The 17,753-nt window shown below is 54.7% G+C and carries 14 protein-coding genes; 5 read left to right on the top strand and 9 right to left on the bottom strand.

Annotated features, from left to right (window positions below; translation table 11 throughout):
- Window positions 1–1,635 (top strand): membrane protein insertase YidC, encoded by a 1,635-nt coding sequence (yidC, locus tag SBO83_RS12595; RefSeq protein ID WP_353503770.1) that lies wholly within the window; start codon window positions 1–3, stop codon window positions 1,633–1,635.
- A gap of 121 nt (window positions 1,636–1,756) precedes the next feature.
- Window positions 1,757–3,121: a tRNA uridine-5-carboxymethylaminomethyl(34) synthesis GTPase MnmE gene (mnmE, locus tag SBO83_RS12590; protein ID WP_396131743.1), complete on the top strand. Its 1,365-nt coding sequence runs from the start codon at window positions 1,757–1,759 to the stop codon at window positions 3,119–3,121.
- Between the two features lie 280 nt (window positions 3,122–3,401).
- Here the strand turns inward: mnmE and SBO83_RS12585 are convergent, their stop codons facing one another.
- Both SBO83_RS12585 and SBO83_RS12580 read right to left on the bottom strand, forming a co-directional pair.
- Entirely contained in the window at window positions 3,402–4,688 is a 1,287-nt protein-coding gene (locus SBO83_RS12585; protein WP_396131742.1) for a c-type cytochrome, read from the bottom strand.
- 181 nt (window positions 4,689–4,869) lie between these two features.
- Window positions 4,870–6,765: a methyl-accepting chemotaxis protein gene (locus tag SBO83_RS12580; protein WP_396131741.1), complete on the bottom strand. Its 1,896-nt coding sequence runs from the start codon at window positions 6,763–6,765 to the stop codon at window positions 4,870–4,872.
- A gap of 323 nt (window positions 6,766–7,088) precedes the next feature.
- Between SBO83_RS12580 and SBO83_RS12575 the strand changes: the two genes are divergently transcribed.
- Both SBO83_RS12575 and SBO83_RS12570 read left to right on the top strand, forming a co-directional pair.
- Window positions 7,089–7,814: a 4'-phosphopantetheinyl transferase family protein gene (locus SBO83_RS12575; protein WP_353503773.1), complete on the top strand. Its 726-nt coding sequence runs from the start codon at window positions 7,089–7,091 to the stop codon at window positions 7,812–7,814.
- A 105-nt stretch (window positions 7,815–7,919) separates the two neighbouring features.
- Window positions 7,920–8,492, top strand: a complete 573-nt coding sequence (locus SBO83_RS12570) for an NAD(P)H-dependent oxidoreductase (protein ID WP_396131740.1) — start codon at window positions 7,920–7,922, stop codon at window positions 8,490–8,492.
- Between the two features lie 75 nt (window positions 8,493–8,567).
- On the opposite strand, the gene SBO83_RS12565 is transcribed toward SBO83_RS12570, so the two are convergent.
- Complete coding sequence (locus tag SBO83_RS12565) at window positions 8,568–9,905, bottom strand: solute carrier family 23 protein (protein ID WP_396131739.1); 1,338 nt, start codon at window positions 9,903–9,905, stop codon at window positions 8,568–8,570.
- 187 nt (window positions 9,906–10,092) lie between these two features.
- Between SBO83_RS12565 and yieH the strand changes: the two genes are divergently transcribed.
- The gene (yieH, locus tag SBO83_RS12560) at window positions 10,093–10,794 is read left to right on the top strand and encodes a 6-phosphogluconate phosphatase (RefSeq protein WP_396131738.1); all 702 of its coding nucleotides are present in this window, start codon (window positions 10,093–10,095) and stop codon (window positions 10,792–10,794) included.
- A 57-nt stretch (window positions 10,795–10,851) separates the two neighbouring features.
- Here yieH and phoU read toward each other — a convergent pair whose 3' ends face one another.
- From phoU to glmS, 6 genes are all read right to left on the bottom strand, one after another.
- Window positions 10,852–11,586 carry a phosphate signaling complex protein PhoU gene (gene phoU, locus SBO83_RS12555; RefSeq protein ID WP_034794334.1) on the bottom strand — a complete coding sequence of 245 codons (735 nt, stop codon included), beginning with the start codon at window positions 11,584–11,586 and terminating at the stop codon, window positions 10,852–10,854.
- Window positions 11,587–11,596: 10 nt separating this feature from the next.
- Window positions 11,597–12,364, bottom strand: coding sequence for a phosphate ABC transporter ATP-binding protein PstB (gene pstB, locus SBO83_RS12550; protein WP_017490418.1), 768 nt, complete (start codon window positions 12,362–12,364; stop codon window positions 11,597–11,599).
- Window positions 12,365–12,473: 109 nt separating this feature from the next.
- Window positions 12,474–13,361, bottom strand: coding sequence for a phosphate ABC transporter permease PstA (gene pstA / locus SBO83_RS12545; protein ID WP_396131737.1), 888 nt, complete (start codon window positions 13,359–13,361; stop codon window positions 12,474–12,476).
- Entirely contained in the window at window positions 13,362–14,318 is a 957-nt protein-coding gene (pstC, locus tag SBO83_RS12540; RefSeq protein WP_100936553.1) for a phosphate ABC transporter permease PstC, read from the bottom strand.
- 134 nt (window positions 14,319–14,452) lie between these two features.
- Window positions 14,453–15,493 (bottom strand): phosphate ABC transporter substrate-binding protein PstS, encoded by a 1,041-nt coding sequence (gene pstS / locus SBO83_RS12535; protein ID WP_034794345.1) that lies wholly within the window; start codon window positions 15,491–15,493, stop codon window positions 14,453–14,455.
- Window positions 15,494–15,766: 273 nt separating this feature from the next.
- Window positions 15,767–17,596, bottom strand: coding sequence for a glutamine--fructose-6-phosphate transaminase (isomerizing) (gene glmS / locus SBO83_RS12530; RefSeq protein ID WP_396131736.1), 1,830 nt, complete (start codon window positions 17,594–17,596; stop codon window positions 15,767–15,769).
- Between the last annotated feature and the right edge of the window lie 157 nt (window positions 17,597–17,753).

Here is a 17,753-nt window from a genome sequence, read left to right as displayed (position 1 = left end):
ATGGATTCGCAACGCAATCTCTTTCTCATCGCTCTGCTGTTCGTGTCTTTCATGATCTGGCAGGCCTGGCAGACGGACCACGCTCCGCAACCAGCCAATCAGACCACGCAACAGACTGCGAATACTGCTAACGGCGATGCTGCTAACCAGGCTGTTCCTGGCAGCGGACAGGGCAAAATGATCACCGTCAACACTGACGTGCTGTCATTGAGCATCAACACCCGTGGCGGTGATATTGATCAGGCTTTACTGACTGCTTACCCAACGTCTCTGGGTTCAAGCGAACCTTTCCAGCTTCTGGAAACCACTCCTAATTTCGTCTATCAGGCTCAAAGCGGTCTGACGGGCAAAAACGGCCCAGACAACCCGGCTAACGGCGAACGTCCTCTGTATCAAGCTAGTCAGGACAACTTCACCTTAGGCGAAGGTCAGGCTGAACTGCGTATCCCTCTGACTTACACCGCTCAGAACGGCGCAGTGATCACTAAAACTTTCGTTATCAAGCGTGGTTCTTACGCCGTGAATGTTGAGTACAACATCAACAACACCACTGCGACCCCACTTGAAATGACGCTGTTTGGCCAGTTGCGCCAAACCACCGAGCTGCCGAAGCACAAAGATACCGGGAGCAATAACTTTGCCCTGCATACCTTCCGTGGCGCAGCTTACTCGTCTAGCGATGATAAATATCAGAAGTACGCGTTCGATAAGAGCGAAGCGCTGAACGTCACCACTCAAGGCGGCTGGGTTGCCATGTTGCAGCAGTACTTTGCAACCGCGTGGATCCCTTCAGCGAAAGACACCAACAACTTCTACACCACGACCAATAACGGCATTTCCGCTGTTGGCTTCAAAGGTGCACCTTTTGTTGTTCAACCTGGCGCGCAGCAACAAGTGGCTTCTACCCTGTGGGTAGGCCCAGAGATTCAGGATCAAATGGCCGCCATCGCGCCGCACCTTGACCTGACTGTTGACTACGGCTGGTTGTGGTTCATTTCTCAACCACTGTTCAAACTGTTGAAATTCATTCACGGTTTCATCGGTAACTGGGGCTTCTCCATCATCATCATCACCTTTATTGTTCGCGGTATCATGTACCCACTGACCCGCGCTCAGTACACGTCGATGGCGAAAATGCGTATGCTGCAGCCGAAACTGGCCGCGATGCGTGAACGCATTGGTGATGACAAACAGCGCATGAGTCAGGAGATGATGGCGCTGTATAAAGCAGAGAAAGTGAACCCGTTGGGTGGCTGTCTGCCGCTGGTTATCCAGATGCCAATCTTCCTGGCACTGTATTACATGCTGTCTGGCTCCATTGAATTGCGCCACGCGCCGTTCGCCTTGTGGATCCATGACCTGTCAGCGCAAGACCCGTACTACATTCTGCCGATCTTGATGGGTATCACGATGTTCTTCATTCAGAAGATGTCGCCGACTACCGTCACAGACCCAATGCAGCAGAAGATCATGACCTTCATGCCGGTCATCTTCACCGTGTTCTTCCTGTGGTTCCCATCCGGTCTGGTGCTGTACTACATCGTCAGTAACCTGGTAACCATCCTCCAGCAGCAGCTGATTTATCGCGGGCTGGAAAAACGTGGTCTGCACAGCCGCGACAAGAAAAAATCATAAGTCAGTCTTAGGGGCTTCCCGCCCCTGAAGCTCTAACTTGTGAAATTCTGAACTTGTGTAATTAACAGAAAAGGCGATCATTTGATCGCCTTTTGTACATTCAAAATAGAGATAATTCGCTATGAGCACCTCAGATACCATTGTTGCCCAAGCCACGCCTCCCGGCCGCGGCGGAGTCGGCATTCTGCGCGTTTCCGGCCGCGCGGCGAGCCAGATTGCGCAGGAGATCTTAGGTAAGCTGCCCAAGCCGCGCTACGCCGACTATCTGCCCTTCCGCGATGCGGACGGCTCGACGCTCGACCAAGGTATTGCCCTGTGGTTCCCCGGCCCGAACTCCTTCACCGGCGAAGACGTGCTGGAGCTGCAAGGCCACGGCGGCCCGGTTATCCTCGATTTGCTGCTTAAGCGTATTATCTCGCTGGACGGCGTGCGTATCGCGCGCCCGGGCGAGTTCTCTGAACGCGCCTTCCTCAATGACAAACTGGACTTAGCCCAGGCCGAAGCCATCGCTGACCTGATTGACGCCAGTTCCGAGCAGGCCGCGCGTTCGGCGGTAAACTCCCTACAGGGCGCATTTTCCAACCGTGTTCACCATTTGGTGGAAGCACTTACTCACCTGCGAATCTTTGTGGAAGCGGCGATCGACTTCCCGGATGAGGAAATCGACTTCCTGTCTGACGGCAAAATTGAGGCTCAGCTCAATACGGTGATCGGCGACCTTGATGCCGTGCGTGCCGAGGCGCGTCAGGGCAGCCTGCTGAGAGAAGGGATGAAAGTGGTGATCGCCGGTCGTCCAAACGCCGGAAAATCTAGCTTGCTCAATGCGTTAGCGGGCCGCGAGGCGGCTATCGTGACCGACATTGCCGGTACCACGCGTGACGTGCTGCGCGAACATATTCACCTCGACGGCATGCCTTTGCACATCATCGACACCGCCGGGCTGCGCGAAGCCAGTGACGAAGTAGAGCGAATTGGTATCGAACGTGCGTGGAATGAGATCGAACAGGCCGACTTAGTGCTGTTTATGGTCGATGGCACCACCACGGACGCCACCGAGCCGTCGCAAATCTGGCCTGAGTTTATGGCCCGTTTGCCAGAGACATTACCGATTGTCGTGGTGCGCAATAAAGCCGATATCACAGGTGAAACGCTGGGTATGACCGAAGTGAATGGTCACTCACTTATTCGCCTTTCGGCACGCACCGGCGACGGCGTAGACCTGCTGCGTGAGCATCTAAAGCAGGTTATGGGCTTCAATCACAATATGGAAGGGGGCTTCCTCGCCCGCCGCCGCCACCTACAGGCGCTGGAATTGGCGGCAGAACACCTGATCCGCGGCAAAGACCAGCTTTTAGGCGCACGCGCCGGTGAATTACTGGCGGAAGAGCTGCGCATGTCCCAGCAAGCGCTGAGTGAAATCACCGGGGAATTCACGTCGGATGACCTGCTAGGCCGTATTTTCTCCAGCTTCTGCATCGGTAAATAAGCCAGAAACTTGAAAAGTTTGTAAGTAAACACTAACCGCATTAACTCTCTGTTAATGCGGTTTTTTTTCGACGAGTATCTGGGCATGGATTTTAAGCTGCTTGGGCTGAGTAAGGGGATGAGCGAGAAGCTGCTCTGAGTTGATTTATCGAAAGAAAAATCCATTGTGGAGCAGGTTTACCCTCACTCTTTTATGCCGTAAGAGGCAATCAAAACCACGCTCCAGTGCTACCACCAGCCTTTATGCCGCATGCCAATACTGGCGGCAGATCCCCTACAATTTAGCCCTTATCCGGCCCCATCAACTCACGCATGGCTTTAACCTGTGCGGCGCTGACCTTTTCGGCCTGATTACCCCAGCCGTTGCGGATGAAGTTTACGACATCGGCGACCTCTTGATCTTCCAGTTGGTCGGCGAAGGCGGGCATTTTCGCGCCTTTGCCGGACGTGGCGGTGACCGGCGAGTGCGCGCCGCGCAGCACGATATTGATCATCGACGAAGGGTCGGCGCTGACCACCACCGGGTTTTGCGCCAGTTGCGGATATTTGTTCTTTTCGCCCTGCCCGCTGGTTAAGTGGCAGTCGGCGCAGTTATCCATATAAAGCTGCGCGCCGGTAGCGGCGACGTCGCCTTTCTCTAAGGCCTGCGCGGTGGCGCTGTTGTTCACCTGAACCCTGAATTGACCATCGGCAGGCAGCGATTTGAGATACACGGCAATCGCCTGCCGGTCGGCGTCGGTCAGGTATTGGGTGCTGTCCTGCACCACGTCCACCATCGAGCCAAAGGCGGTGCTTCGCGCCGTGTGGCCCTGCTGCAAGAACTGGGTGATATCGCCCTCGGTCCATTGCCCCAGCCCCGTGGTGGCGTCGCCGCGCAGGTTGGGCGCATGCCAACCGTCCAAGGTGCCGCCAGAAAGATAGGCGCGATCGCCGTTATCCAAAGCTTTCTCTTGGAAGCCGACGCCGCGCGGGGTATGGCAGCTGCCACAGTGCCCCAGCCCTTGAACCAGATAGGCGCCGCGGTTCCAGTCGGCGGTCTGTTGAGGGTCCGAGTAGTAAGGCTTCTGTTGCAAAAACGCCTGATTCCACACTGCTAGCGGCCAGCGCATATTGAGCGGGAAAGGAATGTCGCTCGGCCGATTGGTTTGGGCGACGGGCGCGACACGCTGGGTGAAGTAGAGGTATAAGTCGCGGGTGTCGCTGTCGGTGATTTTGTTGAATGAGGGGTAAGGCATCGCTGGATACAAGTGGTGGCCGTCTTGAGCAATGCCTTGGCGCAGCGCCCGGCTGAAATCCTGCTCACTGTAAGTCCCAATGCCGGTCAGCCTGTCCGGCGTGATGTTGCTGGCATAGATGGCCCCCACCGGCGTCATCATTTTCAGGCCACCGGCAAAAGGCCTGCCGCCCGGCGCGGTGTGGCAGGCAGCGCAATCCCCGGCGCGCGCGAGATACTCGCCATGTTTAATCTGCGCGGTCAGGTCGCTGTCGGCATGGGCCACCTGCGCCAGCCCGCTCAGCGCCATGGCGAGCCGCAGTCCGTAAGACTTTATGGTTATTTTTCGCGTCATCCGGTGGGTTACTTTTGAGTCACAGTGAATGTCTGCCATTATGCCGCCGAGCGGGGCTAAAAATCACTCAATTCACGCCACGAAATAAGGCCAGATCGTAACCATTGGTTTATGGCTGATTTTGGACATAAAAAAAGCCCGGCGCGCTGGCCGGGCTTGGATTAATGCCGTCAGAAGAAAATTATAGTTTGAAGCCCGATACCACGGTTTCCAGCTGCAGGGTTTGATCCTGCATCGCCTGCGCGGCGGCAGACACCTGTTCCACCAGCGCGGCGTTCTGCTGGGTGGTGTTATCCAGCTGGGTGATCGCCACGTTCACCTGCTCAATCCCCAGACTCTGCTCTTGGCTGGAAGACATGATTTCATTCATCAGCGTGGCAACATTGTTCACCCCGGTCATCAGCTCATCCATGGTGCTGCCTGCCGTGGCGACCAGCTGGCTGCCGGAGGTAATATCCGCCACCGAATCCTCAATCAGCTTTTTGATTTCACGGGCTGAAGTGGCGGAACGCTGGGCCAGACTGCGTACTTCCGAGGCCACCACGGCGAATCCGCGCCCCTGTTCGCCCGCGCGCGCGGCTTCTACCGCGGCATTCAGCGCCAAGATGTTGGTTTGGAAGGCAATGCCGTCAATCACGCTAATGATATCGACGATTTTCTTCGACGAGTTGGTGATCGAGCCCATGGTATCCACCACCTGACGCACCACCCGCGTGCCTTTCTCGGCAACGTTGGAGGCATCGCGCGCCAGCTGGTTGGCACTTTCGGCGTTGCCCGCGTTCTGTTTCACCGTGCTGGTCAGCTCTTCCATCGAGGCCGCCGTCTCTTCAATCGAGCTGGCCTGCTCCTCGGTTCGCGCCGAGAGATCCAGATTACCACTGGCAATCTGCCGCGACGCCGAGGCAATCGCCAGCGAGCTGTCGCCCACCTGCTTGAGCAGCGACTGGAGGAAGTCGAGGAAGTTGTTGAAGCTGCTATTCACCGCGTTGAACTCAGGGCTGCTGCTTTGCGGCAGGCGCTGGGTCAAGTCCGCGCCACCGGCCGAAAGCTGGCTGATGTTGCGATTCAGCGCGGCGAGCTGGCGCATAAACAGCTTGATGCCGGCAATCAGCACAATCAACAGCAGCAGAACCATCGGGACTTGCACCAAGCCGAGGCTCGCCAAAATGCTGTGCGTGCGCTGTAACAGCTGACTGGTTGGCATATCAGTGGCGATGTACCACGGCCCCTGAATACGGCTCATGAACAGGGTGTGGCTGGTGCCGTCATTGTCATAATCCGCCACCAGAGTGCTGCTGTCTTTTATCCCATCGAGACTTTTTCTGATTTGCCCGGCCAGTGCAGACTGATCGCCCAGTGAGGCCAGTTTCGGCAGTTTTTCATCGCTGCTGTGGCTGGTACCGACAATGGTGCCATCCTGCTGAACGATATAAATCGTGCCGTGAACCTTTTTCTCCATATCAGCCACCAGCTGATTGAAGAAGCCCAGCGTGACATCAATGGTGGCCACGCCCCAAGGTTCAGACCCTTTGTAAATCGCCATCGCACAGTTGGTGCGCGGCTGGGTGCTGGCATCATCGAAATAGGCTGGAGCCCAGACGCACTGGCCCTTTTCACCTTTTAAAGCCCCGACGTACCACGACTGCTCGAAGTAGTTCGGCGACTCCGCGCTGTTCCAAAACGTATTTTCGGTTAGCTCATTGCTGCCATTGCGGGCAAAGAAGGTGCTGAACTTCACTTTGGCCGGATCGCGCTTGTTGGGCAGAGGCCAGATACCGCCGCCGAACACCGCGCTGTCGCCATACTGATCCACAAGTGGCGGCAGAAGTTTGTCGATGGAGGCGCTGTCCATCTGCGCCACGCTCTGGGTAATGCTTCGAACCTGCGACTCAACTTTATTCAGGCGATCGTTGATAGCAACCGCAATATCGTCAACCTGATTGGCGACTTGCGTGCTTTCGGCCTGTTTCAACTTGGGAGAGATATACACCTGGATGACGATAAGCGTAACGATAACCAGCACAATAAAAAATAAGCTGATCAAGGCGATAAAGCGTGATTGCGTTGTTTTTAACATTTTCGCGGTACTCACAGGCAAAGCAGCGAGAGCGCTGCTTAAGTACTAACGGCATTTTCTGAGGTTTCTTTATGTGCTGTTAGCAGATATATCTTGTAAGTCAGTTTCGGTCTGAAAACGCCAGAACATCCTTCGGGCAGCGAAATTTGTTAGTTGTGGGGGATTATCGTGATGTGGCTCACCTTTTGGGGATGGAAAGCGCATTTTTAAGCAGTGGAAATGCGATTAAAGGCGGTTTTTAAGCAGTTTTTAATGATTTCTCTTAATGTTATCCTTCCTTTCTTAATAGAAAATAAGCCGAACCATTAATCATGGAGTGAACAATGGCGTGCCATTTTGCTAGATGGGTTGCAGCGGAGCCTGAGCCGGATACTCACCGCCTTCCCCCGAACGTACTTTTATCTGCCAAAAGCCTTTCCGAAAAACAGCGTAAACGCTTTCTAAGTGGCCGCGTGCTGCTGGCCGAAATGATGTTTTACCTGTACGGCATTACCGAACTGCCCGCGATCATTACCCTGCCCAGCGGCCGCCCGAGCTTTGAATCGCAAAACCTGCCTGATTTCAGTCTGGCTTACGCCGGAACCACGGTCGGCGTGATGTTGAGCAGCGAAGGCAAGGTCGGGCTGGATTTGGAAGTGATCCACGCCCGCAGCGCGTTAATCAATTCTCAGCAGCAAGCCCAGCTGTCTGCCGTCGAACAGACATGGATCGCGCTACAAAGTGACCCGGTGGAGTCGGCGCTGCAACTGTGGTGTATTCGCCAAAGCATGCTGAAACTCTCCGGGCTGACGGAATACGGCGAGAGGAGCCTGAGCCTGAATCCGGCATCGGGCCGCCTGCGCTCGGCCATCACTCCTGAAGCTCAGGTGATGAGTGACATCGATGGCTCTCTGACGTGGGCCTGTGCGCACTCTCCGGCTATCGCCCGTCTACTCTGCTGGCGATATTCACCCGAAAGTGGCTTTACTCGCACTCAAGCTCTCTCCATCCAGCAGCAGCCCAACTCGCCGCATTTTATGAAGTTCACCAGTCTGCCTCCGGCAAAGTAATGATTGCCTGCGAAAGCGCCGTGCGGATCGCTGTCCGGCGCCAGCAATCTGGTATAGATTTATTCTGAGCCTCATTCAAGACATTCCCCATAACAGGAGTCATTCATGTCAACGCAACCCCTGAAGTTTGTCACTCTGTTAGGCAGCCTGCGCAAAGGCTCGTACAACGCGATGGTCGCGCGAACCCTCCCTAAACTTGCACCTTCCGGCGTGAGTATTGAAGCTCTGCCGTCGATTGGCACCCTGCCGCTGTATGACGCAGACGTGCAGCAAGAAGAGGGTTTCCCGGCGGATATCGAAGCCATTGCCCAGCAAATTCGTCAGGCTGACGGCCTGATCATCGTGACGCCGGAGTATAACTATTCGGTTCCCGGCGGGTTGAAGAATGCTATCGACTGGCTCTCGCGCCTGCCAAACCAGCCAATCGCGGGCAAACCGGTGCTGATCCAGACCAGCTCAATGGGGCCGATTGGCGGTGCGCGCTGCCAATATCATCTGCGCCAGATTTTGGTGTTCCTCGACGCCCAGGTGATGAACCGTCCTGAGTTTATGGGTGGCGTGATCCAGAGCAAAGTGGATGAGCAAACGGGCGAAGTGATTGAGCAAGGCACGCTGGATTTCCTCACCGGCCAGCTGAATGCCTTCGCCGACTACACGCGCCGCGTCACGGCCAAATAACGCCAGCGGTAAGCCAAACGATAAACTGCCCGTCACTCACATGACGGGCCGTTTTTTTATGTATCGATGCCGGAGTTAGTGGCTATCGACAAACACAATTTTCAGCACAAACAGCAGCGCGACAACCACCACGCACGGGCTGATCTCTCTCCAACGGCCGGTGCCGACTTTCATCACCACGTAGGAGATAAAGCCTAAGGCGATACCTTCGGTGATGGAGAAGCTGAACGGCATCATGACGGCGGTGACGAAAGCAGGAACGGCTTCGGTCAGGTCATCCCAGGTCACGCGCGCCAGGCTTGAGGTCATCAGCACGCCCACGTAAATCAGCGCACCGGCGGCGGCATAGGCTGGCACCATTCCCGCCAGCGGGGAGAGGAAAATCACCAGCAGGAACAGGATGCCTGTCACCACGGCGGTCAGGCCGGTGCGGCCCCCTACGGAAACGCCTGAGGAGCTTTCGATGTAAGCCGTCACGGAAGAGGTGCCGACAAAAGCCCCGGCGACAGAGCTGATGCTGTCGACATACAGCGCCTGCTTCATCTGCGGGAATTTGCCTTGGGCGTCGGTCAGCCCGGCTTTGTCCGTCACGCCAATCAGCGTGCCTGAGGAGTCAAACAGGTTCACCAGCATGAAGGAGAAAATAACCCCCGCCAGCCCGATGTTTAACGAGTTTTTCAGGTCAACTTGCCCCACAACGGAGGTGACACTCGGCGGCATAGAGAAGAAGCCGGTGAAGTGTACGTCGCCGATAATAAGACCGATCACCGTCGTCACCACGATGGACACCAGCACCGCCGCGTGGATGTTACGCGAAGCCAGTACGGCAATGATGAAGAAGCCCAAGGCTCCCAGCAGCACGTTGTGCGAGGTCAGATTGCCGATGGTGACGATGGTGTCCGGGTTCGGCACAATAATGCCGGCATTTTTCAGCCCCATCATGCCGATAAACAGCCCGATACCGGCCGTGATGCCAATTCTCAGGCTCACCGGAATATTGGCAATCATCCAATAGCGAATGCGGAAAATGGTCAGCAAAAGGAAACCGATTGCGCCCCAGAAAATAGCCCCCATGCCGATCTGCCATGAAATGCCCATCGCGCCAACCACGACAAAGGCGAAGAACGCGTTCAGCCCCATCGCTGGTGCCAGCGCCACCGGCAAGTTAGCCACCAGGCCCATCAGGATGCTGCCGAACGCGGCAATCAAGCAGGTGGTTACGAACACAGCCTGTTTATCCATACCGGCCACGCCAAGGATCTGCGGGTTCACGAACACGATATAGACCATGGTCAGGAACGTCGTCAGCCCGGCGATAGTTTCAGTACGTACGGTGGTGCCGTGCTGCGTCAGTTTAAACAGACGTTCGAACAGGCCCTGTCCGCTGGAGACATTGCTTTGTGGTTTACTCATTGAGTGGGTTCCGAAGAAGGGAAAAAACAGTCGACGGCTATCCTACCCCAAAAAGTGCTTTTTGGATGCCACTCGGCAGGATTTTTTCTGGCACGAAAAGCAGCACATTTTGTCGCGTACAGGATAAAGTTGAGGTCAAAGATCTTAAATTCATGATGCCATGACAAAAATCTCTGCCGGAGGAAATATGTCCGTAAGCCAAAATATTGAAAACAATGACCCACTGCCGATCGACTGCGTGCTTTTTGACTGTGACGGCACGCTGGTGGACAGCGAACTGCTGTGCTGCGAAGCCTACGTGGAGATGTTCGCGCACTTTGGCGTTACCGTCTCCTTTGACGAGATGTACAAGACTTACAAAGGCGTCAAACTGTACGAAATCATCGCCATCATCAATAAACAGCACGGGCTGGATGTGCCGAAAGAAGAGATGGAAGTGATTTTCCGCCAGCACGTGGCGCGGCTGTTTGATAGCAAACTGACGGCCATCGACGGCGTGCACCAGCTGTTAGAGCAGATTCAGGTGCCGATGTGTGTGGTCTCCAACGGCCCGGTGAGCAAAATGCAGCTTTCACTTGGCAAAACCGGCCTATTGCCGTTTATGGGCGATAACCTGTTCAGCGGCTACGACTTGCAGCGCTGGAAGCCCGATCCGGCCGTGCTGTATAAAGCCGCCGAGGTGATGAAGGTGGACATCAAACGCTGCATTCTGGTGGAAGATTCCGTGGCAGGCGCGCAGGCGGGGATCGCCGCCGGCATTCCAGTCTTTTACTACTGCGCCGACCCGCACAACCCGCCTCTCGACAACCCGCTAGTAACTACTTTCCACGATATGGGCGAACTGCCCGCACTGTGGCGCGCCAAGGGTTACGCCATTACAGCGCGCTAGAAAGCAGAAAAGCAAAAGGCCTCGCGAGGAGGCCTTTTCGTTCGAGCAGAGAGACTGTTAGTCTTCTTTCTTCTCTTTTTTGCTGTCAGTCAGCAGCTTGTCCAGCGCGTCGCCGCCCACGTGACGGAAATCCTGACCCTTCACGAAGTAGAAGATGAATTCGCAGATGTTCTGGCAACGGTCACCGATACGCTCGATAGAACGGGCGCAGAACAGCGCGGTCAGCACGCTTGGAATGGTGCGCGGATCTTCCATCATATAAGTCATTAACTGACGCACAATGCCTTCGTATTCCTGATCGACTTTCTTGTCTTCGCGATAAATACGCACCGCTTCGTCGAGATCCATACGGGCAAAGGCGTCCAGCACGTCATGCAGCATCTGCACCGTGTGGCGGCCCAGCGACTCCAGGCTGACCAGCAGCGGCTGATGCAGATGGGAGAACTTCTCCAGCGCCGTGCGGCAGATTTTGTCCGCCACGTCACCAATGCGTTCCAGCTCGGAAATGGTTTTGATGATCGCCATCACCAAGCGTAAGTCGCTGGCGGTCGGCTGGCGTTTCGCAATGATGCGCACGCAAGCTTCGTCGATAGCCACTTCCATCATGTTAACTTTGTCATCGCCTTTGATGACCTGCTGAGCCAGCTCGCCATCCTGATTGTGCATGGCGGTAATGGCGTCAGTCAGTTGTTGCTCAACCAGACCGCCCATCGCCAGCACCTGAGTACGGATGTGCTCAAGCTCTGCATTGAACTGGCCGGAAATGTGTTTATTTAAGTTCAGGTTATCCATTTTTCTTACCTCAACCGTAACGGCCAGTGATGTAGTCTTCAGTTTGTTTGCGCGCCGGTGACGTGAACAGCGAGTCGGTGTCGCTGTATTCAATCAATTCACCTAAATACATGAACGCCGTGCGGTCGGAACAACGCGCAGCCTGCTGCATGTTGTGCGTCACGATAACCACGGTGTAGTCCGATTTCAGCTCGGTGATCAGCTCTTCAATGCGGCCGGTAGAGATCGGGTCCAGCGCCGAGCATGGCTCATCGAGCAGCAGCACGTCAGGGCGAATCGCGATACCGCGCGCAATACACAGACGCTGTTGCTGACCACCAGACAGGCTGTAGCCGCTCTGATGCAGTTTATCTTTGGATTCGTTCCACAGCGCGGCCTTGGTCAACGCCCACTGAACGCGCTCGTCCATGTCGGTGCGAGACAGCTTCTCAAACAGGCGAACGCCGAAGGCGATGTTGTCATAAATCGACATCGGGAATGGCGTTGGCTTCTGGAATACCATGCCGACTTTGGCGCGCAGCAGCGCGATGTCCTGCTTATCCACCAGAATGTTTTCGCCGTCGAGCAGGATCTCACCTTCCGCGCGCTGTTCTGGGTAGAGCTGGTACATTTTGTTGAAAGTACGCAGCAGCGTCGATTTACCGCAGCCGGACGGGCCGATAAAGGCGGTGACTTCATTCTTGGCGATATCCAGGGAGATATTTTTCAGCGCATGGAATTTGCCGTAATAAAAGTTCAGGTCGCGAACCTGGATTTTGCTGTTGGATGCGTCAGTCATTCGACTCATTAAGACATCTCTCTTTTATCTTACGCGCGCCGCAGCTGCGACGCCGGGTAACTGTGATGGCGGCCGGAGCCACCCTCAATAAATGTAATTTTGCTCTAACTTACTGTTTCTTCTTGGCGAAAATCACACGCGCCAGAATGTTCAGCAGCAGGACGCAGACGGTGATCAGCAACACACCTGCCCAAGCCAGCTCTTGCCACTCGCTAAACGGACTCATAGCGAATTTGAAGATGGTCACTGGCAAGTTGGCAATCGGCTGCATCATGTCGGTGCTCCAGAACTGGTTGGAGAGCGACGTAAACAGCAGCGGCGCAGTTTCACCGGCAATACGGGCAATCGCCAGCAGGATACCGGTCATGATGCCCGACACCGACGCTTTCAGCGTGATGGCAGAAATCATCTTCCACTTTGGCGTCCCCAGCGCATAAGCCGCTTCACGCAGACTGTCCGGCACCAGTTTGAGCATGTTTTCCGTGGTACGGATAACAATAGGTATTTGCAGCAATGCCAGCGCTAGCACGCCTGCCCAACCGGAGAAGTGACCCATTTTCGCCACCACGATGGTGTAAACGAACAGGCCAACCACGATGGAAGGCGCGGAGAGCAGAATGTCATTGATGAAGCGAATCACTTCGGCCAGCGGCGATTTACGGCCATATTCAGCCAGATAAACGCCTGCCAGCACGCCAAGTGGGGTACCAATCACGGTCGCCCACAGAATTAACAGGCCGCTACCGGCGATGGCGTTAGCCAGCCCACCACCCGCGGTGTTCGGCGGAGGGGTGTTTTCGGTGAACAGTGCCAAGGACATGCCGTCGACACCTTTCACCACGGTGGTGAATAAGATCCACACCAGCCAGAACAGGCCGAAGGCCATGGTTGCCATCGACAACAGCAGGGCAACGCGGTTCTTCTGACGGCGCCACGCCTGGCGTTTACGGCGTGACTGTAATAAAGCTTCGTTGCTTTGCATTTCCATCGTGGTCATTTAGCGGCCCTCTTTCTTAGCAAGACGCAGAATCATCACTTTGGACAAGGCCAGAACGATGAAGGTGATAACAAACAGAATCAGACCGAGTTCCATCAGCGCCGAGGTGTGCAGGCCAGCTTCGGCTTCGGCAAACTCATTCGCCAACGCGGAGGTAATACTGTTGCCCGGCATATACAGCGAGGCGCTGTCGAGCTGGTAGGTGTTACCGATGATAAAGGTCACCGCCATGGTTTCACCCAGCGCACGGCCAAGACCCAGCATGATGCCGCCGATAACGCCGTTTTTGGTGAAAGGCAGCACGATGCGCCAGATAACTTCCCACGTAGTACAACCGATGCCGTATGCGGACTCTTTCATCATCACCGGCGTCTGCTCAAACACGTCACGCATCACGGAGGCGATATAAGGGATGATCATGATGGCGAGGATCACGCCAGCGGCCAGAATACCGATACCAAAGCCCGGGCCTGCGAACAGGGCGCCAACGATAGGAATACCGGAAAGGACTTCGCCAACCGGAGCCTGGAAATAGGTGGCAAACAGCGGCGCGAAGATAAACAGGCCCCACATGCCGTAAACAATACTGGGGATAGCCGCCAGCAGTTCAATCGCGATCCCCAGCGGGCGGCGCAACCAGTTAGGTGCCAACTCGGTGAGGAACAGTGCGATACCAAAGCTGACCGGAACGGCAATCAGCAAGGCAATAATCGAGGTAACAACCGTGCCGTAAATTGGCACCAGTGCGCCGAATTGTTCGTTCGGTGCGTCCCAGGTTTTCGTCCACAGGAAAGAGAAACCAAATTTCTCGATGCTTGGTAATGAGGCAATAAACAGCGAGACGATAATACCGCCCAGCAGCAATAGCACAATCAGCGCTGCCAGCTTAACTAGCGCGCCGAAGATGATGTCACCGTTTTTACTTGGTGCTTTGATAGACGGCTTATATTCAGCCATACCACTCTCTTCTTGTTCAGATTTAATTCCCTCTCCGGGCGGAGAGGGAATGAGGCAGAAGACCTGTACTCTAACTCAAAATCATTTAAGTTCCATCAAGGCGACCAATGCCGTGACAACTTAAAGATGATTGATTAGTAAAGAGCTTTACCGCTGCTGTCTTTGATGTTGGATTTCCATGCTGCGCGAACTTGTTCAACAACAGACTCTGGCAGAGTGGCGTAATCCAAGTCAGTGGTCAGCTTGCCGCCGTTTTTGTAAGACCAGTCAAAGAACTTCAGCACTTCAGCACCGTTGGCTGCGTTAGCCTGCTCTTTGTACACCAGAATGAAGGTGGTAGAGCTGATTGGCCACGCGTTGTCGCCTTTCTGGTTAGTCAGGTCCTGAGCGAAAGTTTTCTTCCAGTCAGCGCCTTTAGCTGCCGCGCTGAAAGAAGCTTCAGTTGGGCTGATTGACTTACCGTCTGCATCCACCAGCTTGGTGTATGCCAGGTTGTTTTGTTTAGCGTATGCGTATTCAACATAACCGATTGAGCCTGGCAGACGTTGAACGAAAGCAGCAACGCCGTCGTTACCCTTGCCGCCCAGACCTACAGGCCAGTTTACAGTTGAACCTGCGCCAATCTTGTCTTTCCACTCAGAGCTAACTTTTGTCAGGTAGCTGGTGAACACGAAAGAGGTACCTGAACCGTCAGCACGGCGCACAACCGCAATGTTGGTGTCTGGCAGTTTCACGCCTGGGTTCAGCTTAGTGATTGCCGCGTCATTCCATTTTTTGATTTTGCCCAGATAGATATCACCCAGCGTTGCGCCATCCAGCGTCAACTGACCAGATTTGATACCCGGGATGTTAACAGCCAATACCACGCCACCGATCACGGTTGGGAATTGGAACAGACCGTTCTTTTGCAGGTCTTCTTCTTTCATTGGCGCATCAGAAGCACCGAAGTCGACAGTTTTAGCGATGATTTGCTTAACGCCGCCGGAAGAGCCGATACCCTGATAGTTAACCTGATTACCAGTAGCTTTTTGATAAGCGTCAGCCCATTTGGCATACACAGGTGCAGGGAAGGTGCCGCCAGCGCCAGTCAAGTTACTAGCAGCGAAAGCAGACATTGCTGTGAGGGAGAAAGTCGCTGCCACAATACCGGCGACGGTGTTACGCATCAATTTCATGTTCCACTCCTAGTGGTTTCTTATTTGTTCGATCTTGGGTTCGACCCAGCTCGAGGCTACTTAAAGTGTTTGGCACAGGAGGAAAATAGGACAGTTTGGTGACAGTAAAATGTACGTTATATGACAGTTTTATGACAAAGGTCACAAAATAGCCAATGTGGGCAGGTTCTTGAGATTTGGAGGGTAAAAAGCCGACCCTAAGGTCGGCTTAAGCTGTCACATTCCAGTAATACCCTAAATCATTCGCGTTGTAGCGCGAAGGATGACGGGTATTTATTCTACGGTGACAGACTTCGCTAGGTTACGTGGCTGATCGACGTCGGTACCTTTGATCAGGGCAACATAGTAGGAAAGCAGCTGTAACGGCACGGTGTAGAAGATAGGGGCAACGATTTCTTCCACGTGTGGCAGTTGGATAATCTTCATGCCGTCTGAGTCGGTGAAACCCGCATCCTGATCGGCGAAGACGTACAACAAGCCGCCGCGCGCGCGCACTTCTTCAATGTTCGACTTCAGCTTTTCCAGCAATTCGTTGTTAGGTGCTACAACGATTACTGGCATATCAGCATCAATCAGCGCCAGCGGGCCGTGTTTCAACTCACCCGCGGCATAGGCTTCAGCGTGAATATAAGAAATCTCTTTCAGCTTCAGCGCACCTTCCATCGCGATCGGATATTGGTCGCCACGGCCCAAGAACAGGGCGTGATGCTTGTCAGAGAAGCCTTCGGCCAGAGATTCGATAGTTTTATCCAGCGACAGCATCTGTTCGATACGCGCAGGTAATGCCTGCAACGCGTGAACTATGTCGTGCTCGACCTGAGCGTCCATCCCTTTCAGGCGGCCCATACGCGCCACCAGCATCAGTAGAACGGTTAGCTGGGTGGTGAAAGCTTTGGTCGATGCTACGCCGATTTCGGTGCCCGCCTTGGTCATCAGTGCCAGATCCGACTCACGCACCAGCGAAGAACCCGCCACGTTACACACGGCCAGCGAGCCCAGATAACCCAGCTCTTTGGACAGGCGCAGCGCTGCCAACGTGTCAGCCGTCTCGCCGGATTGCGACAGGGTGATGATCAGGCTGTTCGGGCGCACGGCGGATTTGCGGTAGCGGAATTCAGAGGCGATTTCGACATCACAAGGCATGCCAGCCAGAGATTCAAACCAGTAGCGCGCCACCATGCCGGAGTTGTAAGAGGTACCGCAGGCAATAATCTGCACATGCTGCACGCGAGACAAGATCTCGTCGGCTTTCTCACCCAGTTCGCTCAGATTCACCTGACCCTGGCTGAAGCGACCTTCCAGCGTGTTTTTAATCGCCAGAGGTTGCTCGTAAATCTCTTTTTGCATGTAGTGACGATAAACGCCTTTATCACCGGCGTCATACTGCACGTTAGATTCGATTTCGGCGCGACGTACCGCGTGGCCCTTATTGTCAAAAACGTTAACCGCGCGGCGGGTAATTTCGGCTACGTCGCCTTCTTCAAGGAACATAAAGCGGCGAGTCACAGGCAACAGGGCAAGCTGGTCAGACGCGATGAAGTTTTCACCCACGCCCAGACCAATCACCAGCGGGCTTCCGGAGCGCGCGGCCACCAGCACGGACGGATCGCGACGGTCCATCACCACCGTGCCATAAGCGCCACGCAGTTGAGGAATAACGCGCTGAACCACTTCCAGCAGCGTGCCGCCCTGCAATTGCTCCCAATGAACCAGATGGGCAATAACTTCCGTATCTGTTTCAGAATCAAAGCGATAACCGCGTTCGATCAACAGAGCACGCAGAGGTTCGTGGTTTTCGATAATACCGTTATGCACCACGGCAATGTAATCAGACACATGCGGGTGGGCATTCGCTTCAGAAGGCTCGCCGTGGGTCGCCCAGCGGGTGTGCGCAATGCCGGTGCCGCCGCTCAAAGGCGTTTGTGCCAGAGCATCAGCCAGCATTTGCACTTTACCTACGCGACGTAGACGGTTCAGCTTGCCATCGGCATCGACCACCGCCAGACCCGCTGAGTCATAACCGCGATACTCGAGGCGGCGTAAACCTTCTAACAGAATTTCAGCAATATCACGTTGCGCTACTGCGCCAACAATTCCACACATCAGTTTTATTCCTATTTAAAGCCTGTTCACAGACCTTATTTTTGTCGCCTGACCTGATTGATATCCGGATTTTTTCCGAGTTCCCCGAGCCTTGTAGAAGTTGGGGATTATTATGTTTTGGTCTGCATTTCCTGTGAAAACGCAGACCAAAACACAA

It is taken from the genome of Ewingella allii (assembly GCF_044430645.1).
Taxonomy (GTDB): Bacteria; Pseudomonadota; Gammaproteobacteria; order Enterobacterales; family Enterobacteriaceae; genus Ewingella; species Ewingella allii.
This window is presented reverse-complemented; position numbering and strand designations above follow the sequence as displayed.

Excerpts from the sequence above, each read along its gene's own strand:
- yidC (WP_353503770.1), top strand. The coding sequence starts at position 1 with ATGGATTCGCAACGCAATCTCTTTCTCATCGCTCTGCTGTTCGTGTCT.
- mnmE (WP_396131743.1), top strand. The coding sequence starts at position 1,757 with ATGAGCACCTCAGATACCATTGTTGCCCAAGCCACGCCTCCCGGCCGC.
- SBO83_RS12585 (WP_396131742.1), bottom strand. The coding sequence starts at position 4,688 with ATGACGCGAAAAATAACCATAAAGTCTTACGGACTGCGGCTCGCCATG.
- SBO83_RS12580 (WP_396131741.1), bottom strand. The coding sequence starts at position 6,765 with ATGTTAAAAACAACGCAATCACGCTTTATCGCCTTGATCAGCTTATTT.
- SBO83_RS12575 (WP_353503773.1), top strand. The coding sequence starts at position 7,089 with ATGGCGTGCCATTTTGCTAGATGGGTTGCAGCGGAGCCTGAGCCGGAT.
- SBO83_RS12570 (WP_396131740.1), top strand. The coding sequence starts at position 7,920 with ATGTCAACGCAACCCCTGAAGTTTGTCACTCTGTTAGGCAGCCTGCGC.
- SBO83_RS12565 (WP_396131739.1), bottom strand. The coding sequence starts at position 9,905 with ATGAGTAAACCACAAAGCAATGTCTCCAGCGGACAGGGCCTGTTCGAA.
- yieH (WP_396131738.1), top strand. The coding sequence starts at position 10,093 with ATGTCCGTAAGCCAAAATATTGAAAACAATGACCCACTGCCGATCGAC.
- phoU (WP_034794334.1), bottom strand. The coding sequence starts at position 11,586 with ATGGATAACCTGAACTTAAATAAACACATTTCCGGCCAGTTCAATGCA.
- pstB (WP_017490418.1), bottom strand. The coding sequence starts at position 12,364 with ATGACTGACGCATCCAACAGCAAAATCCAGGTTCGCGACCTGAACTTT.
- pstA (WP_396131737.1), bottom strand. The coding sequence starts at position 13,361 with ATGACCACGATGGAAATGCAAAGCAACGAAGCTTTATTACAGTCACGC.
- pstC (WP_100936553.1), bottom strand. The coding sequence starts at position 14,318 with ATGGCTGAATATAAGCCGTCTATCAAAGCACCAAGTAAAAACGGTGAC.
- pstS (WP_034794345.1), bottom strand. The coding sequence starts at position 15,493 with ATGAAATTGATGCGTAACACCGTCGCCGGTATTGTGGCAGCGACTTTC.
- glmS (WP_396131736.1), bottom strand. The coding sequence starts at position 17,596 with ATGTGTGGAATTGTTGGCGCAGTAGCGCAACGTGATATTGCTGAAATT.